The following is an 18,483-nucleotide window of genomic DNA, read 5'->3' as shown; positions in this document are numbered from 1 at the left end:
TCTTAACAGGAACAAATACCAACACATTCGACAGAGAGGCGGAGAACGTCGACGGAACTTTAGTGATTCAAAATTTTAAGCCCAATTTTGGAAAAATTTTATAAAATTGTCTTTGTATTGATCGGTTACAGCAATGGTAATTTTGTCAATTTGGACGGAGTTTTTTGTAGCGGATTTTATTTTATCCAATGAGACAATATAAGACCTGTGAATTCGCATAAATTTATTTTCAGGAAGCTTTTCTTCAAGTGATTTCATACTTGTTAGTGACAATAAAGGCCTGTCTTCGCTGAGCCGGAATACTTTCACATAATCTTTCATGCTTTCTATATAAATGATATCATCAACTGCGATTCTAACGAGCTGATATTCAAATTTCAGATAAATGTAAGCTACTTCAGTTTCGGGAATTGGCGGACTAAATTTTCGTATTTCCTGCTCTGGGTTTCGGATGAGCTCGAAATAACCAAGTGCCTTTGCTACTGATTTACTGAAATCAACAAAACTAAAAGGTTTAAGAAGGTAATCGAGCGCATCAACCTTGTAACCATCAAGCGCATACTGGTCAAAAGCTGTTGTAAATATGATTCTTAAATTCCCTTTTACACGGTATTGTTCCACAATCTTAGCCAGTTCAATTCCGTTTATGTCCGGCATTCGAATATCAAGAAAAATTAGGTCAATATCCTGTTCATGGATTGCTTTTAATGCTTCGATTGCATTCGAAAACTGTCCCACTAATGATAAGGATGGCGTTTGTTCTATATAAGAAACTATAATTTGCAACGCCAATGGTTCATCATCAACTGCGATACATTTTAATATCATGAGATTTGTAATTTTAAGATTACCGAATATTCCATTTGAAGGGTGTCTTCAGTAGTGGATAATTCATACTTGCCGGGATAAATCAAATCGAGTCTTCGGCGGGTATTGATTAAACCAATTCCGTTGCTTTCTTCTTTACTTAGGGTTTGATTTTCAAATATCGAATTGCGGACTTCAATTTGCAGTAATTTTTCGGACTGCTCAATTCCGATATAAATATAGCTTGGATAAATACCGCTTATTCCATGCTTATAGGCATTTTCGATAAATGGTAAAAACAACATTGGCGCTACTTCAACATCCTTGATATTTGTAGGCTTCTCAAATATTACCTGTACTTTATCCGTTATTCTGAGTTCCATCAATTTAAGGTAATCTTCTACAAAAGCTATTTCTTTACTTAGCGTTGTCAGATTGTTTTTAGTGTCATAAAGGACATACCGCATCATGTGCGACAACGTATATATGGCTTCCCGTGCCGGTTGGTTTTCTGTACCCGCCAAGGCATAAATGCTGTTCAGGATATTGAAAAAAAAGTGAGGATTGATTTGGGATTTCAGGAAGGATAATTCCGAAGTGACTTTTTCCTTCTCAAGATTTTGACGCACTTGGGTTTCCGCTTGCAGTTTTTTGGCAACGCTTATGACAGTGCTGGCGCCCACCATTAACAAAGTTATTATGATTTCGCTTAAATTTGATATCAAAGCACCATGCATGTTGTCTTTTTTCGAAATTTTAAAATGCTGATTTAAAATGGCATCAAGGTTTATGAGTGAGTTGAAAGTATCACTAATGTACAGAACCGATAGTGTCAGAAGGCATATCGCAATAAAGAAAAAACCGTTCCTGCCTTGAAATAAAAGGGTAGGGATGATTATTTTATAGGTAAGATAAAATACTATAATCCATATAACATACATAAACATTTGCTTTATCCAAAATTCTATTGGAAAGCTAATATTCATATATAGTGGCATACTTTGGACTATAAGCAGTCCAAAAAAGAGTATAGCTTTTGAAAAAATCGAAATATCTTTAACTGAAAATGGTTTCATCAGGTACAATTTAAAAATAAATGTACGGAATTTATTAAGTCCTAAAATCGAAATCGGCAGTTTCCTATAGAATGTCGACAGATAGCCCTAGTTCATCTGAGAAAAAATGGAAAGGCTTCATTTTGATTTAAGAATGTAGATGGATATGTGAAAAGTACAAATTTAATCTGGTCAACGAATTGGTGGAAAACATAAAAAGAAATTGTAATTTTTTAGCTATAAAAAAGCCCGACATTGCTGTCAGGTTTTTTATCCAAAAATCATCGAATTTATGAATCAATCATTTCTTCGTTACTTTCAAATCCTTAAAATATCTTACTGTTCCTATTTCAACCCAAAGGGCAATACTGCCTTTTTTAGAAGTTCCCAGCGTTTTAGTAACGATAAATGAAGGCGATTTTTAGTTATTGATATATAAAAAGGCTTTTTCCTTCTGAAATTCAATGCGCACATCAATCCATTCGTTTAATCCGATGTCAGCATAGGTTTCATACAAACCATTTGCTTCTTTCCTCAATCGGCTAAACGTATTTCCCGGATAGGAAAAATATTGAACGGTGTGGTTGTGTCTCAATTGATCATCGGCTCTACCATTACTTGGGCGAAGGTAGATAGCATCAAAATTCTTATTCTCTTGATCTACCCGATACGCTACTCCTATAAATCCCCGTGCAGCCGGAAAAGGAGAATTTTCCATGATTCGGCTTAACATTTTAACTTCAATCGTTCCATTCTCTATAGCAACATCCGTTTATTTAACGTATGTAGGGCCATCCGTAGAAGTGTCTATGTTTTTTTCGTCAAAAGGAAAAGCAATTAAATCACGCTGCACTTTTAAGACTTGAAGATCGTCCATGTTTACGATTTCTACTTTGGTATTTACGGCTTCAAATTCGTGCTTATCCCATGTGAATTTTTTAGCAAATAGTCCCGTGATTTGTATAATAAGGGTACTCAATAAAAGTGCTTTTTTCATGTTCAACGGATTTAGTTTTCGTTTATAAACGGAATTATACTTGCCACATAAACGAATTTATTATAGGTGTTGTCTTTAATTTCTAATCCTACGAGTTTTTTGATTTTGGAGAGATACTGTTTGTAATAGGAGAGAACATATTCCTTCTTTTTGATTTCTACGCCAATGTATTTATTATAGATGTTATCAAGAGTACAATTTTCACCTTGCAATTGAAAAACTAATACAATGTTGTTTATCTTGATTTGAATTTGCTCAATTTGAGCGTTAAGGAATTTGGAGTTACAATCTTGAGTGTTGACTTTTTGAAGTTTATTCTCCCAGTAATTTGGGTTTACAAAAAGTCCCGTAGTAAATTGTTTCCGTTCTTTGTTGAGAGTGATTCTACAATTAAGAGGGCATAAACCCTTTTGATTGATTTTAGTCGGACTGATTACAAATAGAATTGTAGTTTTTTCTTGGTGCATGTTTCCAATTGATTTTGAGTTAAACAATTGGTATAACAATTCGGAATTTAAAATGGGAACCTCGATATTTTAGATGGGAACCTCTATGGGAACCTTTTTTTATCAAAAAACCTGTCAAAGCTGTCAAATGACAAAATCTCCCTTTTATAATAAAACATCCTGAAGTCCCGCTTTCACTATAGCCTTAAAACAAAAAAGACCTTACATTGCTGTAAAGTCTTTTTAAAAAGCTCCCTCTCTTGGGCTCGAACCAAGGACCCTCTGATTAACAGTCAGATGCTCTAACCAACTGAGCTAAGAAGGAAACTGTATATTTTTATTCTGGTAAGGAATGAACGTTTTTGTGTGCTTATTATTGAGGTTTGTTTCACTTGTAAAGCGGTGCAAAGATAGGGCTTAATTTGATTTCTGCAAGCAAAAATAAAACTTTTTTTAATTTTTTTTACTTCCCAAGAATTGACTTGTAAATGTCGTTTCCGTTAGCAAATAGTAACAGTGTTATAAGTAATACGAAACCAACCATTTGTGCATTCTCTAGGAATTTATCACTTGGTTTTTTACCACTAACAATTTCATATAATAAAAACATTACATGGCCACCATCAAGTGCCGGAATAGGCAATAAGTTCATTACACCAAGCATTATCGATAACAAAGCGGTGATAGTCCAGAAAACTTCCCAGCTCCAAGTATTAGGAAAAATGTCAAATATGGCTTTAAAACCGCCTACTTGTTTGTAAGCTCCGGTACTTGGACTGAAAATCATTTTCAGCTGTTTTCCGTACCCTACTAATTGGTCTTTCCCTTTTGTTAATCCTACAGGGATAGATTCCAAGAAACCAAATTCTTGTTTACTTACTTTGTAGTATCCTAACTTTTCTAGAGATTCCATTCCTAAACCTCCAATTTGCACTCCTAGTTTTCCATCTTTAGAAACAATAACGGGCACTTGAACTTCTTTTTGGTCTCTTAAAACGGTAGCAGTGATCGTTTTGTTTTTATTGTTTTCTAAAACTGTTTTGGCTTCATCAAAGTATTTTGTTTTTTGACCATTAAGTGCAATAACAATATCTTTCGGTTGTAACGCAGTATTTTTAGAATCTGCAGCAACAGCTCCAATAACAAATGGCATTCTGATAGACACTAATGGGCCTTTTTCAAATTTTGATAATTGATCCACAAAATCATTTGGCATTGTTATAGACTGCTCAGTTCCATTTCTTTCAATAAGGATATGTTTTCCCATTACTACTTTGGCGTTGATTCCATTATCAAAACGTGCTACTTTTTCGCCATCGATAGAAAGGATTCGGTCACCCGTTTTGAAACCTGCATTTTGCATGGCTTTATTTTCGATCAAAAGTCCGTCTTTCAAATCGGAGTTAGCAATATAGATATCGCCGTAAGCAAATGCCATTCCGATGTAAATGATGAAGGCCAAAATGAAATTCACAGTAACACCACCCAGCATAATAATCAAACGTTGCCAAGCCGGTTTAGAACGAAATTCCCATGGTTGAGGTGGCAAAGCCATTTGCTCTTTGTCCATGCTTTCGTCAATCATTCCGGAAATTTTCACATAACCACCCAAAGGCAGCCAACCGATACCGTATTCAGTTTCGCCAATTTTCTTTTTTAGAAGAGAGTATTTAACATCAAAAAACAAGTAAAATTTTTCTACTCTGGTTTTAAACAATTTAGCAGGAATAAAATGTCCTAATTCGTGAAGTATAATAAGTAATGATAAGCTCAATAAAAATTGAGAAAGCTTTATAACTATGTCCATTTTTTAATTTTAGTTCTTTTACAACTTACAAAAGTAAGGTTTTCTATTTGTTTAATTTACAATAATTGTACCGTACCGTTTTAAATGTTTGTTAATTAATTAAAATTCAATTTTTACTTTCGGTTATGTCCCTTAACTTTACTTTTTTGAAACGGATTTTCCGTTGACTTCATTTAAAAATTTATTAAAATATATCGTATGTCTTCAAAATTATTTTCTTCACTTCTAATAAAAAATACTACGTTTAAAAATAGAATTGTTATTTCCCCAATGTGCCAATATTCGGCAACAGATGGGTTTGCTAATGATTGGCATCTCGTGCATCTGGGCAGTCGTGCCAGTGGCGGAGCAGGATTAATTATTCAGGAAGCGACTGCAGTTTCTCCCGAAGGTAGAATTTCCCCAGGGGATTTGGGACTTTGGAAAGACGAACAAATCGAAAAAATGCAAGTAATTAATCGTTTTATTGTGAGTCAAAATTCAATTCCAGGAATCCAATTGGCGCATGCTGGAAGAAAAGCCAGTGCAGCTGCGCCTTGGGAAGGAGGCAGAAAAGTAGACGAAACCCAAGGCGGTTGGGATACTGTAGCGCCAAGCGCTGTCGCCTATCATGATAATGAAAAAACGCCTATCCCATTAGACAAAGCGGGAATCGAAAAAGTAATTTCCGACTTTAAAGCGAGTACTAAAAGAGCCGTTCAAGCAGGTTTTCAAGTACTGGAAATTCATGGGGCCCATGGATATTTATTGCATCAGTTTCTTTCGCCTTTGTCTAATTTACGAACCGATGAATATGGAGGAAGCTTCGAGAACCGAATCCGTTTTACGCTGGATATTGTGGAAGCGGTACAATCGGAATGGCCGGAAAACTTGCCTTTATTCTTTAGAATTTCTGCGACTGATTGGGCAGAAGGCGGATGGAACTTGGAGGAATCGGTACAGCTTTCGAAAATATTAAAAGAAAAAGGAGTGGATTTAATCGATGTTTCTTCGGGAGGATTAGTCTCACACCAACAAATTCCGTTAGGTCCAAACTACCAAGTTCCTTTTGCGGAAAGTATAAAAAAGGAAACCGGAATGATGACTGGCGCAGTTGGCTTAATAACCGAAGCCGCTCAAGCCGAGGAAATTGTTGCTTCAGGGAAAGCTGATTTAGTATTATTCGCTAGAGAATCGCTTAGAAATCCAAATTTAGGATTGAAATTTGCCGAGGAACTTCAGGCGGATATCCAATGGCCAAAACAATACGAAAGAGCCAAAAATAAATAATTGCACCATTACCATTGAAAACACGTAGTTTTCCATGTCAAATCGAGCGGATTCGAGGTTCTTTTTAACATTTATATCGAACAAAAGGTTCAAATGGGGATCAAAAACCAATTCTTCAATAAACTTACATTCCTTATGTGTTTCAACAATTAATCATATAAGGAATGGAAGTTCGTATAAGGTTTAAATAAAAAGTTATAAATTCGTTTGCGACTAAAAAAAAGAGCACATGCAAAAAATAAGAACAGCTTTACTTTCTTACGGAATGTCGGGAAAAGTATTCCACGCTCCGTTTATATCATTTCATAAAGGATTTGAACTGATTGGTTCTTGGGAAAGAAGTAAAAAATTGATACGTGAGGATTATTCTTCGGTTAAAAGTTATGCCACATTGGAGGCTTTACTCGAAGACGATGTCGATTTAGTGATAGTAAATACGCCAGTGGAGACGCATTATGAATACGCCAAAAAAGTATTGCTTGCCGGAAAACACGCCATTGTCGAAAAAGCATTTACCACAACTGTTGCCCAAGCACAGGAATTAGCTGCTGTGGCAAAAGAGAGAGGAGTAAAGCTGGCCGTTTTCCAAAACAGAAGATGGGACAGCGATTTCAAAACCGTACAAAAAATTATTCTGGAGAAGAAATTGGGTGATATTGTAGAAGCCGAATTCCATTTTGATCGTTACAATCCGCTGTTGAGTCCAAAATCACATAAAGAAACTGCCAATTCAGGCGCAGGAATTCTTAAGGATTTAGGCCCGCATTTAATTGATCAGGCCTTGTGCTTATTTGGTTTACCTGAATCGGTTTTTGCTGATATTCGAATCACGCGAGAACATTCTTTGGTAGACGATTATCTTGATATTTTGCTTTATTATCCTGATTTTAGAGTCCGATTGAAAGCGGGATTTTTTGTCAGAGAAGCCGTTCCGTCTTTTATAATTCATGGGAAAAAAGGTTCTTTCCTGAAACCGCGTGGCGATGTACAGGAAGATGATTTGAAGCTTGGAAAAAAACCAAATTTAGACTCTTGGGGCAAAGAACCTAAGAGTAAAGAAGGCACTTTGCATACTGAAATTGATAACGACATTTTTAACGTAAAAGTGGAAACACTTCAAGGTAATTATTATGATTTTTTTGATGGTGTTTATAATTCTATTTCAAATGATGTTTCAGAGCCGGTAACGGCCCAGGACGGGGTTCATGTCATGCAAATTATTGAAGCGGCAATACAAAGTAGCGCCCAAAAGAAAGCAATTAATTTGTAGGCTTCATTCGATGAATGTAAAAATTAACCGCAATTTGCCAATTTAAAACATGCAGATGAGTTAGTAAATTTGCGGTTATCACTTTTAATTTGTAATAAATACCTTCCTTTTTTATAAACAATAACGATATATTTTTGACGGGATGCGTTGTTTAGACGTAATGAACGATTGCTTTTTGTACTTTTGACGGTATAAAACTCTAAAATCAAATCCTTTGATAGATTTAAACTTTTTAGGCAGGTTCAAAACCAAAGCAAAATTCAAAAAAACGTATAAAGATGCCAAGATTTCTTATTTGAACAGAATTCGTTGGGCGGTTTCGATGTTTTATTTTGGAATGGGTTTATGTTTTGCCACTTGGGCAAGTAGAATCCCGGATATCAAAACAGCATTGCATTTAAGTTCAGGAGAGTTAGGGTCAATATTATTTGCAGTTCCATTAGGACAATTGGTAGTTATGCCTTTTTCCGGAAAATTAGTCACCCGTTTCGGGAGTCATCGTATCCTTATATTATCGCTATTATTTTACGTTTTTAGTTTAACAAATCTTGGACTGGCTGCTCAGGCTTGGCAATTATCACTTGGATTATTTGTATTTGGGATATTTGGAAATTTGGCAAACATAGCCGTAAATACTCAGGGGGTTTATACCGAAGAACTTTTCAAGAAAACCATTATGTCTTCTTTTCATGGGATGTGGAGTTTTGCAGGATTTACTGGTGCATTAGTTGGTTTAGGAATGCTGGCACTCGAACTAACGCCGTATGAACATTTTTTAATAGTAGCTGGAATTGTACTTTTGATGATTGCTTTTAATTATAAATTCTTGATAAAAGCCAAAGAAATAATCAAAACCGAAAAGAAAAAATTATTTACAAAACCGGACAGTGCCTTAATTTGGCTTGGTATAATTGGTTTTTGCTGCATGGCCAGCGAAGGGGTTATGTTTGACTGGAGCGGTGTTTATTTCAAAGATGTTATCAAAGCACCCGGACCATTAGTGATTTTAGGCTATACTTCTTTTATGATTATGATGGCTGGAGGACGTTTTTTTGGTGACGGTCTGATACACAAATTTGGAAGAAAACCAGTAATGCAAATCAGCGGAATTATTATTTCACTGGGATTATTTACATCAGTATTTTTTCCATACCTAATTCCGTCAACTATTGCATTTATGTTTGTTGGACTTGGAGTTTCCACCATTGTTCCTACTTTATATAGCATTGCAGGAAAAAACCCAACGGTTCCTCCTGGTGAAGCTTTAACAATCGTTTCCAGTGTAAGTTTTCTGGGATTTTTAATGGGCCCTCCAGTTATAGGATACATTGCTGAATTATACAGCTTGCGATTTTCATTCGCCTTTATAGGTGTTTTTGGGTTTTTGATTGCGTTCATGGTTTCCAGAATCAAGGCAATTCAATAAGCCTTTTTTTTAGGAGCACAACCTCCCTTTTTTCATAAAAGCGTTCACACCCGCTGTACACAGTATCTTTTGTCTCGTAAAAAAACGAGAAAAAAGGATACTTGTTCCCATCGGGGCTATCAATTACGTTTTTAATTCTTTAGAACTTTTGCAATCATAATAGTTTGTAAAACGGTTTTTTAAAAATATAAGATTTATTTTATTAAAAAATATATGTTTATAGTTTTTTTCTTATATTTACAATTAGAAATTCTAAACACCACGCCTTTCAGCAGAATTTCATTCGGTATCAAATTCTAATTTCCAAAAACATTTTCCCATTATTTTATTCTTTATCTCTTTTTGGGATAAAGAATCTTTATTCATTGGCGTATTCTCATTCGCTTATAAAAGACATAATGTGCTTATGAAAAAAATTACCCTAATTCTCTTCTTTTTTGTTGCAATATCTTTTGCTTTTGCACAGCCAGAAACAGGCATTTCAGGAAAAGTTATCGATTCCAAAACCCAGCAACCACTGGCATCTGTTGTCGTTACCATTCAAAATACAAATTTAATGCAGGTGACAACAATTGACGGAAAGTTTAGATTTGAAACTGTTCCCGCAGGCGAACAATTGGTTTTATTTCACAGTCAAGGGTACAAGGATGCCTTATTTCCAGTTGAAATTATAGCGGGACAAATACTCGATTTAGACACAATACTATTAGAAGAAGACCAAACTTCTGAACAAGAAACTGGTTTAATAGCACTTTCCGAAAGTGATTTGAGCGATGACAACAGCGGTTCCGAAAGCACTTCGGGGCTTTTGCAATCCTCCAAAGATGCTTTTCAGCAAGCGGCGGCTTTCAATTGGGGGCAAGCCCGTTTTAGGATTCGAGGGTTGGATAGCGAGCATTCCACGATGATGATTAATGGCGTTTCCATGAATAAATTGTACGATGGCAGACCGCAATGGGGCGATTGGGGCGGACTCAATGATGCGCTCCGTAATCAGGAATTTTCCATAGGAACCGCTCCTTCTGATTATACTTTTGGCGGAATATTAGGTACACAGGAAATCAATACCCGCGCTTCCATTTACAGACTCGGTACCCGAATTTCATTTTCCGGTACCAATACCAATTACAGTTGGCGTATGATGGGAACCTATGCTACCGGAATGAATGCGCGAGGCTGGGCATTTGTAGTTTCGACAGGAAAGCGATGGGCACAGGAAGGTTATTTTGAAGGAGCGAATTACGATGCCAATTCCGCCTTTATAAGTGTGGAGAAAAAACTGAACGAGAATCATTCCTTAAACTTTACGGCTTTTTATACTCCAAATTCAAGAGGCAAAAATTCCCCAAATACTACCGAAGTTACCCAATTAACCAACGGGAAATACAATTCCTATTGGGGTTTTCAAGATGGGAATAAGAGAAATTCAAGAATGAAAACTATCGAGGAACCTATTGTGATGCTGAATCATTTTTTTAAAATAAACGATCATACAAATTTGAATTCCAGTTTGATGTATCAGTTTGGAAAAATCGGCAACACCAACATCGATTATCAAAATGCTAACAGTCCGGATCCGACCTATTATAGAAAACTGCCAAGTTATTACAGTTCGCATTACGATTCAGATAACGGGGAATTTTCAGGTGAATTTACACCAGATTTGGAGAATTCGGAAAAAAGCAAAGTACAGTTTTTAGCGAATCAGCAAATCGATTGGAACGCGATGTACCGAGCCAATCAAAACCCAATTGTTAATGCAAACGGAATAATTTCAGGTTACGAACCTTCCAAAAGCAAGTATGTTATATACGAAGATCGAACCGATGATAAAACAATCGTGGCGATATCAACATTCAATACCCAATTGACCGAAAATACTAGTTTAACAGCCGGAGCTTCCTTCAAAGACTTGAAATCACACAATTATCAAAAGCTTTTGGATGTATTGGGCGGTGCTTATTTTGAAGACATTGACGGGTTTTATAACGGAAACCAATCGCAATCAGACTTGAATAATCCAAACCGTCAAGTGGTTGTTGGCGACGAATACGGATACAATTATAATTATGTTGCCAATACGCTCGATGCTTTTACACAATTCAAATTCTCGTACAATAAAGTAGATTTTTATCTGGCGCAAAGTTTCTCAAGCACCAATTATCAAAGAGAAGGGTTGTACAAAAATGGAATTTACGAAACCAATTCCTTTGGAAAAAGTGAGAAAGCCACATTCGAAAATTTTGGTTTCAAAGGAGGACTGACCTATAAAATATCGGGGAGACAATTGTTGCTTTTTAACGGAGCGCATTTGAAGAAAGCCCCAACAATCAGGAATACTTTCCCGAATTCCCGATTAAATAATAGGATTGTTGATAATTTGGAAAGTGAAAACATAAGCAGTATGGATGCCAGTTATAGCTATCGTTCTCCAAGATTCAAAGCGAGACTTACCGCTTTTTATACGTTGATAAAAAATGCCACGCAAACTTCTTTCTTTTACGCTGAAGGAATTTTTGATGATGGTGCGGGATATAACAATACGAGCGCATTTGTGAGTCAGACGCTGACGCATTTGAACAAGAAGAATAGAGGCACCGAATTAAGTCTGGAATACCAAATAAACTCAACGTTGAAAACTACTTTTTCCGCAGGTTTTGGGGAATATACTTATGATAGTAATCCAAATGTAAGGGTGACCAATGATGCCGAAGCTTCCATAGAAAACACGAATCCTGTTTTCAATTTTGGAACCGCAGCATTGAAAAACTACAAACAACCGGGTTCGCCACAACAAGCTTATTCGTTGGGAATTGAATATCGGGATCCTAAATTTTGGTGGGTTGGGGTGAATCTAAATTATTTAACAAATAGTTATATTGATGTTTCTCCCATTGCCAGAACGGATCATTTTTTCATCAATCCCGCCAGTGGATTTTCCTTTCCGGAAGCCACCGAAGAAAGAGCCAAGGAATTATTACAACAGGAAAAATTTGCTCCAACAACATTGTTAAATATAGTTGGCGGAAAATCATGGAGAGTTTTCGGTAAATATGTAGGTTTTTTTGCCAGCATCAATAATGTGCTTGATGTGACCTATAAAACTGGAGGTTATGAACAGGCCAGAAACGCCAATTTCAGGCAACGCAACCAGGATGTTTCCAGTGGAACACCATCTTTTGGCAACAAATATTTTTACGGGTACGAGAGGACTTATTTCGTCAATCTTTCCATCAATTTATAAATTTGAAAACAGAAACATCATGAAACTAATTTTCAATTCCCTATTTTTTTCTATAGTAATAGCAATTGCTTTTACCAGTTGCGTAAACGATGAAGTAGCTATTCCAAAATTAATGTGTACCCAGCCAGATTTAAACGTAAACCGAACTGTCGCCGAAGTTCGGGAAAATGCTAATGTAATTGTAACTCAATATAAGTATGATGACATCATAGAAGCGTACGTTGTTTCCAGCGATGAATCGGGGAATTTTTTCAAGTCGATTTCCTTTCAAACTTTGGCAACAGCGATAACCCCAGCTATAGGTTTTAGTGTTCCTGTGGATGCTACAAACTTGTATATTGACTATAGAGTGGGCAATAAAGTATATTTAAAACTAAAAGATCAATACACTGATATTGTATTTGGTGGCATGCGCATAGGTAATATTTTTGTCAATTCTTACAATGAAGGAGGCGTGGGGCGGCTTTCCCAAAATGATTATAAAAAAGTGCTGAATGCTTCTTGTACCACAGTTAGCGAAGATGTTCTTGTGAAAACAATTTCGATGGAAGATGTATTGAATGATTCTAATTTGAATACTTTGGTTGAATTATCTGATGTTCAGTTTACGGCGGATGCTATTGGTCGCCATTATTTTGAGGAAACCAATAATGTGGGTGGCGCAACCAATTGGGGCTTGATTGATAAATTAGGGAATCAAGTGTATTTTAGAACCAGTAGTTTCGCTGATTTTTCGAGTAGTATAGTTCCAAATGGAAGTGGAAAAGTAAGAGGGGTTTTAACAAAATTTGGAACGGATTATCAACTATTACCGCGCTCCGAGAAAGATGTTGTGATGACTGGAACTAGAGCAGCTCCTTTTTTCTCTCAAGATTTTGAAACGGTTATTGATAAATCAAATTTGAGTCTTCCGGGTTGGGCAAATATTGTCCAAAAAGGAGCGCTTTCTTGGAAAGGGACCGTATATTCCGGAAACGGTTATGCCGAATTTAATATTTCAGGCGCAAAGGTAGTTTCGAATGTAGCTTGGTTAATTTCTCCAAAAATCGACATGGACAAACACACTAATGAAATCTTGACTTTTAGAGCAGCACAACATCATTTAGATGTAGACTCCTCATTGAATTCTTTGGAAGTTTATGTTTCCACTAATTTTGACGGATTGAATGTGGCTACTGCAACTTGGATTCCAGTTTTGGCAAAATTACCAAAACAAGCCACACCTTGGTATCAATTTATAGGGAGTGGTGCAATAGATTTATCTTCTTATAAAGGCAAAATCAATATTGCATTCAAATATACAGGTTCCGGGAAAAATCTGGCTTTGGACGGTGCTTTTCAAGTGGATGATGTGCAGGTCTTTGGGAATTAATATTGGACACATAGCAGTGAAAAACACAATTTATGTAGCTTGTATTTTATATATTTGCAATCTTAAAAATTAAAATTTATGAAATCTATTTTATTAGCATTAGTTTCTATACTATTTGTTTCTTGCTTATCAGATGCTGGAACATCTAAACCTGTTGATTATACCGTTCAAAATGAAAAAGAAATTGTTGATTATATCGCTAAAAATCATTTGACTGCTACAAGAACCGATTCAGGATTGTATTATTTGGTTAATGAAGCCGGTACTGGAACTCAACCTACCGCAACGTCTAATGTAACGGTGGCTTATAAAGGTTATTTTACAAACGGAAATGTATTTGATGAAAGTAAAGCGGAAGGAATTTCATTTGGATTGAATCAAGTAATAAAAGGCTGGACAGAAGGAATTCCTCACTTTAAAGTAGGAGGAAGTGGTATTCTTTTAATTCCGGCTCACTTAGGTTATGGAAGTAATGATAGCGGTCCTATTCCTGGGGGGTCTGTACTTGTTTTTGAAGTTAAACTTATTTCAGTGAATTAGGCATTTGTTTTTCTTTCCTAATAACACCAAAATAAAAAGGCTGTCTATTTCTAGACAGCCTTTTGTACTTAATTATTTTTTGGTTTCAACTATACTGATCGCATAACCTCCGCCTGGAGCACTGAACTGTGCCAGTTTTGATTTGTTGGTCACATTCATTTTACGAATCGTATAGGCTTGTGGATTTGTTTTATAATGCGCATCCTTAGCATCTGCATAAATTGTGGCTACATACGTTTTTCCTTTTTCCAAGAAATCAAATTTGATTGTTGAGGTACGAGGAGTTTCTCCGTTTACATTACCAATGAACCAATTATTAGTCACTTTTGCTTTACGCGCAACGGTAACATATTGACCCGGTTCTGCTTCAAGGTATTTACTGTCAGTCCAATCTACCGCTACATCTTTGATAAACTGAAATGCATCCGCAAATCGGTCATAATTTTCAGGTAAATCGGCTGCCATTTGCAACGGACTGTACATAGTTACATATAAAGCCAGCTGATTCGCAATCGTACTATTCACATGTGATTTATTATCAGGATTTATTTTGCTTAAATCCATTTCAAAAATACCCGGAGTATAATCCATAGGTCCTCCCACTAAACGGGTAAAAGGCAATACCGTTACATGATTTGGTTTAGAACCTCCAAAAGCTTGATATTCGGTTCCTCTCGCGGCCTCATTACCAATTAAATTTGGATACGTTCTGCAAATACCCGTTGGTCGAATAGCCTCGTGCGCATTGACCATAATTTTATACTCGGCTGCTTTTTCGACAGCATATTGATAATGATTGACAATCCACTGGCTGTAATGATTTTCGCCTCTTGGCAAAATATCACCTACATAACCACTTTTCACCGCATCATACCCATTGTCTTTCATGAATTGGTACGCTTTGTCCATATAACGCTCGTAGTTGCGAGTTGATCCTGAAGTTTCATGGTGCATAATCATCTTAATCCCTTTTGATTTTGCATATTCATGTAGCCCTTTAACATCAAAATCTGGATACGGAGTTAAAAAATCAAAAACATAATCTTTCGAATGACCAAACCAGTCTTCCCAACCTTCATTCCAACCTTCGACCAAAACCGCATCAAAACCGTTTTTGGCTGCAAAATCAATATATTTCTTTACATTGGTAGTATTCGCACCGTGTTTGCCATTTGGTTTTGCTTTTGCAAAATCAGTAACGCCAAGTTGCACCGTTGGGAATTCATCGGTGTACGCCCAGGAGCTTTTTCCGGTAATCATTTCCCACCAAACACCTACATATTTAACTGGTTTTATCCAGGAAGTATCTTCGATTTTACAAGGATCATTCAAGTTTAATGTCATTTTTGAGGCCAGAATTTCTCTTGCGTCATCACTAACGATTATGGTACGCCAAGGCGAATGACTTGGAGCCTGCATATATCCTTTGTCTCCTTTTGCATCTGGTGTCAACCAAGATTCGAATACCATGTTTTTATCATCTAGATTCAAATGCATACAAGAATAATTGATCAAGGCTGCTTCGTGTAAATTAATATACAATCCGTCACCTGTTTTTAGCATAAGCGAAGTCTGAACTCCTGTGGTAGAAAAAGACTTTTGAGAAACATTTGCAGTAGTAGCTTTTTCTGATAAGCCTCTAATTTCAGACAATTTTGAGGTGGTATAATCGTATTCTTGGGTGTCATAATCACCAGGAATCCAAAAAGCGGTATGATCGCCTGTCATTGCAAATTGGGTTCTTTCTTCTTTGATTACAAAATAAGTAAGGTTTTTTTGCGAAGGAAACTCATAACGGAATCCAAGACCATCGTCAAACAAACGGAAACGAATAACAATTTGTCTGTCGGTTTCTTTCTGGTTTAAGGTTACGGCTAATTCGTTATAATGATTGCGAATTGAGGCAACTTCTCCCCAAACTGGTTTCCAGTTTTCATCAAAAGTGGATGTCTTAGTATCAATAACAGTAAAATCATTTAACAATGATTTTTTATCATTTTTTAGCTCAAGACCTAATTTACTTGGTTTTACAACTGCTTTGCCTTTGTAATTTAAACTGTAACTAGGTGTTCCGTCATTTTGTAATGAAAAGGTCATTACAAATTTTTCATTCGGTGATTTTAACTGCTGTGCATTTGCAGTGTTAAAAAAAGCGAGCCAAAGTAAGGCTGTAAAAAGAAATTGCTTCATTTTTAAATAGAATTTAATAATTAATTTTTCAGGTTTGGTAATAGAATGTGATTTTCACGAAATCGATTTATTGAAAAACTCAAAGTTTTAATCCAAATTCCGAATTTCGAGAAAGTAAAAGTAAACCCTTTATGCGCTACATATTTTCATCATTCTAAAAAAGTAGATTGTGTTTCTATTTTAAATATGCAATATGCTGAATAACTGATTATTATGTAAATTTATTGTTTAAAAAAAGTAGTGTATTTATAATAAAAAAGAAGTCTTCTAGATTGTTTTAACCTGCAAGACCGTCTTGAAAAACAGATTTTTTCTATTTTAAACTAGTTCCTATTCGCATTACTTTTGCTTCAAATTCCTCACGTGGACCCGCTGCTTTATTTTTGAGTTGTGAACGGTAATTGTAAATTGTAGATGCCGAATAGCGAAGGAATATTGAAATTTTTGCACTGTCTTTGATGCCCAAACGGATCAGAGCAAAAATTCTTAATTCCGTATTCAGCAGTTCTCCTTCTTTCAATTGTGTTGTTTCATCATCAACCAATAAAGCTTTAAACTCTTCGATAAAATTAGGGAAGAGCTGTAGAAACGTTTTGTCGAAATTGGTATAAAATTCCTTAAGCTCATTTTCGACAAACTGTTTCGATTTTACGGCACTGATGAGGTCGTTCATTTTTCCCGTAGTTGCCATTACATTCAATTTTCGGCGGTATTCGTCTAACTTACCGATGTAGTCTGAACACTGGTCCATGTAACGGCCAATGTATATTTCCTTCAAAAGGTTGGCTTCGGTCAGCGTATAATTGGTCTCATTCAATTTTTCATTGAATGTATTTAATTCGGTATTCAGTTCAGAAAGCTTGGTATTAGCCAAACTTAAATCCTGTTTTGCTTTAGACAATTTCTTCATTTGCTTAAAAAGTAAAAAAAGCAGTACCAACAAAAACACCGATAAGATACTGGCACTTATCAAAAACAGCATTAATTGGAGTCGGTTGGTTTCATTTTGTTTTTGATACGCCTCGTTGATGATGGGCAGCATCTTAGATATTTCATAGGTCCGTAAACGCGCATTGCAAAAAAGCGCGTCTTCGAGGGACCGTTTTATATATTTATAAGCGCGGTCGATATCTCCGTTTTTATACATTAGAAAAGCCAAGGAACGCAACGAAATATATTCCTTTTTGGCCAACTGCAAATCAGAAATAGCAGAAATGGTCAACCATTTTTTCTCCTGTACAAGGTCTTTTTTTTCGCGATATGCCTGCGAAATAATATAGGAAATAACAGCTTTGTCAGGACTGTTAGGAGCAATATTTGGAAAATAATTTAGTAATAAATGTAGCGTCTCGTTATATTTTCCCGTGTCAAGAAGCGTACTGGATTTCGCCATAATATAAGCACTTGATTGCGTTGGATAAAAATTTAAGGAGGAATCACGGTACTTTTTGGTCAATAAAACATACTTTTCTTTTTCCTGAAGCGAAGCCGCATAATCAGACATATACCCATAAACCACACTATTTACAGTAAAATAATAGCCTTTTAAGTCGGGCGAAGTGTTGATGTCAATGGTGTTAAGAATATCCGTTGCTTCCTTATACATTCCTAATGTTCCCATGATGGAAGCCAGATTTAATCGGGCATCATTCCGTTTTCGGGCATCATTTAATTTTTCGGCTATTTGAAAACTCTTTCGGGCGTAAATCAATGCCGAGTCGGACTGATACAATTTATACTCCCCATACAATTTTCCGTAAATGGCATATTTTTGAAGATCGGTCGAAGTGTATTGCAGCAGTCTTTTGAGATTCTTTATTTCATTCTCTTTTTTATTCGAATACAATTGGTAATCAGCTACCCTTTGATCCAATTCATCCAACAGCGAATCGAAATTATTTTGCCCAAAAAGAAGAACGGGAAATAATGATGCAATAAGTATTGTCAGAAATCGATGCATTCAAATGGAATTAAATTCATGTAAAAATAATTAAAAATCTAAATTAACAACTAAAGTACGATGCGCAAACTCAGGAGCGTTGTTTTTTAGCCACGAATTA

14 protein-coding genes and 1 tRNA gene are annotated in these 18,483 nt (G+C 36.0%); 6 read left to right on the top strand and 9 right to left on the bottom strand.

Going from position 1 to position 18,483, the window contains the following annotated elements:
* Window positions 1–75: 75 nt before the first annotated feature.
* The 7 genes from ACM55I_RS05490 to rseP all read right to left on the bottom strand — a co-directional run bounded on the left by ACM55I_RS05490 (window position 76) and on the right by rseP (window position 5,112).
* Entirely contained in the window at window positions 76–828 is a 753-nt protein-coding gene (locus ACM55I_RS05490) for a LytR/AlgR family response regulator transcription factor (RefSeq protein WP_416845755.1), read from the bottom strand.
* Complete coding sequence (locus ACM55I_RS05485; protein WP_416845754.1) at window positions 825–1,883, bottom strand: sensor histidine kinase; 1,059 nt, start codon at window positions 1,881–1,883, stop codon at window positions 825–827. Before ACM55I_RS05485 ends, ACM55I_RS05490 begins: the two co-directional genes overlap by 4 nt.
* Window positions 1,884–2,283: 400 nt before the next feature.
* Window positions 2,284–2,580, bottom strand: coding sequence for a hypothetical protein (locus tag ACM55I_RS05480; RefSeq protein WP_416845753.1), 297 nt, complete (start codon window positions 2,578–2,580; stop codon window positions 2,284–2,286).
* Window positions 2,581–2,634: 54 nt separating this feature from the next.
* Window positions 2,635–2,859, bottom strand: coding sequence for a hypothetical protein (locus ACM55I_RS05475; protein ID WP_416845752.1), 225 nt, complete (start codon window positions 2,857–2,859; stop codon window positions 2,635–2,637).
* Between the two features lie 11 nt (window positions 2,860–2,870).
* On the bottom strand, window positions 2,871–3,326 hold the full coding sequence (locus ACM55I_RS05470; protein WP_416845751.1) for an Arm DNA-binding domain-containing protein: 456 nt from the start codon (window positions 3,324–3,326) through the stop codon (window positions 2,871–2,873).
* 230 nt (window positions 3,327–3,556) lie between these two features.
* Window positions 3,557–3,630 (bottom strand) — tRNA-Asn (locus tag ACM55I_RS05465).
* Window positions 3,631–3,768: 138 nt separating this feature from the next.
* Window positions 3,769–5,112, bottom strand: a complete 1,344-nt coding sequence (rseP, locus tag ACM55I_RS05460) for an RIP metalloprotease RseP (protein WP_416845750.1) — start codon at window positions 5,110–5,112, stop codon at window positions 3,769–3,771.
* Between the two features lie 198 nt (window positions 5,113–5,310).
* Between rseP and ACM55I_RS05455 the strand changes: the two genes are divergently transcribed.
* The 6 genes from ACM55I_RS05455 (at window position 5,311) to ACM55I_RS05430 (ending at window position 14,233) form a co-directional block, all read left to right on the top strand.
* Window positions 5,311–6,381 carry an NADH:flavin oxidoreductase/NADH oxidase gene (locus tag ACM55I_RS05455; RefSeq protein ID WP_416845749.1) on the top strand — a complete coding sequence of 357 codons (1,071 nt, stop codon included), beginning with the start codon at window positions 5,311–5,313 and terminating at the stop codon, window positions 6,379–6,381.
* Between the two features lie 229 nt (window positions 6,382–6,610).
* Entirely contained in the window at window positions 6,611–7,651 is a 1,041-nt protein-coding gene (locus tag ACM55I_RS05450) for a Gfo/Idh/MocA family oxidoreductase (protein WP_416845748.1), read from the top strand.
* 214 nt (window positions 7,652–7,865) lie between these two features.
* Window positions 7,866–9,077, top strand: a complete 1,212-nt coding sequence (locus ACM55I_RS05445; RefSeq protein WP_416845747.1) for an MFS transporter — start codon at window positions 7,866–7,868, stop codon at window positions 9,075–9,077.
* Between the two features lie 406 nt (window positions 9,078–9,483).
* Complete coding sequence (locus tag ACM55I_RS05440; protein ID WP_416845746.1) at window positions 9,484–12,321, top strand: carboxypeptidase-like regulatory domain-containing protein; 2,838 nt, start codon at window positions 9,484–9,486, stop codon at window positions 12,319–12,321.
* On the top strand, window positions 12,233–13,693 hold the full coding sequence (locus tag ACM55I_RS05435) for a DUF5689 domain-containing protein (RefSeq protein ID WP_416845875.1): 1,461 nt from the start codon (window positions 12,233–12,235) through the stop codon (window positions 13,691–13,693). The genes ACM55I_RS05440 and ACM55I_RS05435 overlap by 89 nt, the downstream gene beginning before the upstream one ends.
* Before the next feature lie 78 nt (window positions 13,694–13,771).
* Window positions 13,772–14,233: an FKBP-type peptidyl-prolyl cis-trans isomerase gene (locus ACM55I_RS05430; RefSeq protein WP_416845745.1), complete on the top strand. Its 462-nt coding sequence runs from the start codon at window positions 13,772–13,774 to the stop codon at window positions 14,231–14,233.
* A gap of 72 nt (window positions 14,234–14,305) precedes the next feature.
* Here the strand turns inward: ACM55I_RS05430 and ACM55I_RS05425 are convergent, their stop codons facing one another.
* Together ACM55I_RS05425 and ACM55I_RS05420 are read right to left on the bottom strand one after the other, a co-directional pair.
* Entirely contained in the window at window positions 14,306–16,423 is a 2,118-nt protein-coding gene (locus ACM55I_RS05425; RefSeq protein WP_416845744.1) for a glycoside hydrolase family 97 protein, read from the bottom strand.
* Between the two features lie 313 nt (window positions 16,424–16,736).
* A complete protein-coding gene (locus tag ACM55I_RS05420) occupies window positions 16,737–18,383 on the bottom strand; it encodes a DUF6377 domain-containing protein (RefSeq protein ID WP_416845743.1) in 1,647 nt (548 codons plus the stop codon).
* Between the last annotated feature and the right edge of the window lie 100 nt (window positions 18,384–18,483).

The sequence above is a fragment of the Flavobacterium algoris genome (assembly GCF_048158525.1).
In the GTDB taxonomy this organism is placed as follows: domain Bacteria; phylum Bacteroidota; class Bacteroidia; order Flavobacteriales; family Flavobacteriaceae; genus Flavobacterium; species Flavobacterium algoris.
Note: the sequence above shows the minus strand (reverse complement) of the source record. Positions and strands in the feature narration are given on the sequence as shown.